Source organism: Pseudoalteromonas sp. SG43-6, assembly GCF_014164365.1.
GTDB classification, from domain to species: Bacteria; Pseudomonadota; Gammaproteobacteria; order Enterobacterales; family Alteromonadaceae; genus Pseudoalteromonas; species Pseudoalteromonas rhizosphaerae.
In genome coordinates this window covers 1-1,497 of sequence record NZ_JACJEZ010000126.1, presented here as the reverse complement: position 1 = coordinate 1,497, position 1,497 = coordinate 1, and the positions used below count along the sequence as shown (strand labels likewise).

The 1,497-nt window shown below is 46.4% G+C and carries 1 protein-coding gene; it reads right to left on the bottom strand.

Features of this window, described 5'->3' with window-relative positions; genetic code table 11:
* A partial coding sequence (locus H5201_RS22380; RefSeq protein WP_182785440.1) for a tandem-95 repeat protein occupies positions 1-1,497 on the bottom strand: 1,497 nt, incomplete at both ends.

Genomic DNA, 1,497 nt, shown 5'->3' with positions numbered 1-1,497 from the left:
TCTGTGCCATCGTTAACACTGATAGTAATAGCCGCGTAGCTGCCTACATCCTCGTTCTGTGGCGTGCCCGCTAATTCGCCCGTGCTGGTGTCAAAGCTCGCCCAGCTTGGCTTATTAATGATGCTGAAACTGAGGCTATCACCATCAATATCACGCACTAATGGCGTAAACTGATACTGACTGTCTTCGCTTACCGTGGTGTTCGGTGTACCACTGATTGTCGGTGCATCGTTAACGTTCTTAACTGTGAGATTAAAGCTACTCAGTGCTGTAGTAATCGCGCCGTCTGATACTGAAATAATAATGTTATTATTTACGCCGACATCATCATTACTTGGCGTACCTGACAACTGCCCAGTGCTGCTATCAAAGTTTGCCCAGCTCGGCTTGTTGCTAATGCTAAAGGTTAAGCTGTCGCCATCAATATCGCTGGCTGTTGGGGTAAAGCTATAAAGGGTATCTTGATCAACATTTAATGTTGGAGCACCACCAATCGTTGGCGCGTCATTGACGTTGATCACCGTTAAGCTAAATGCCGGTAAGCTTACCGTATCCATGCCATCGCTGACACTGATCACAATATTACTATACACACCCACATCACTGTTACCAGCGGTACCACTGAGCAACCCGGTACTGCTATCAAAACCCAACCAACTTGGTTTATTACTGATGCTAAAGGTTAAATTATCACCCTCGGTGTCAGTTGCCGTTGGCGCAAAACTATAAACGATTTTTTCACTCACTGACACAGTCGGTGAACCGCTGATCACTGGCACATCATTAACACTGCTCACGGTCACTGTGATCACCGCAGGTGCTGAATCTACGTTGCCATCGTTAGCAACAAAGCTAAAGCTATCGGTGCCAAAGAAGTCACTCTCGCCTTGGTATACTGCTTGCGATCCAGTCAATGTAACACGGCCATTTTGTGGCTGACTGCTGATTTGATACGTTAAGGTATCGCCTTCGATATCGCTGGCGGCAAGGTTGACCGTCAGTAGCGTATCTTCATTTACTGACACCGCCTCTGCACTGGCAACTGGGGCATCATTTACAGCATTAACGGTTAAGTTAACACTAACAGGAGCTGAATCTAACGCACCATCATTGGCTACAAACGTGAAACTATCACTGCCGTTATAATCTGCCGCAGGTGTATACAACCAACTATCACTGCTTTGTTGAACTAGCGTTCCGTGTGCAACATCAGTATCGATACGATAAGTTAAGCTGTCATTTTCGATGTCTGTCGCAAGCAATGTGATCAATAAGCTTGCATCTTCATCAAGGTTAAGGGTTTGCGTTTGTGCCACCGGCGCATCATTGACTGGGTTTACAGTCATGGTGACAGTAGCAAGGTTAGATACCTCGCCATTGCTGTCTTTAACTGTGTAAGTAAAGCTGTCGTCACCATAGTAATCTGCATTGGCGGTGTAAATGATTGCCCCCGTTGCGGTTACTTGAGTTTGCCCATTGCTTGGTGCACTGACAACC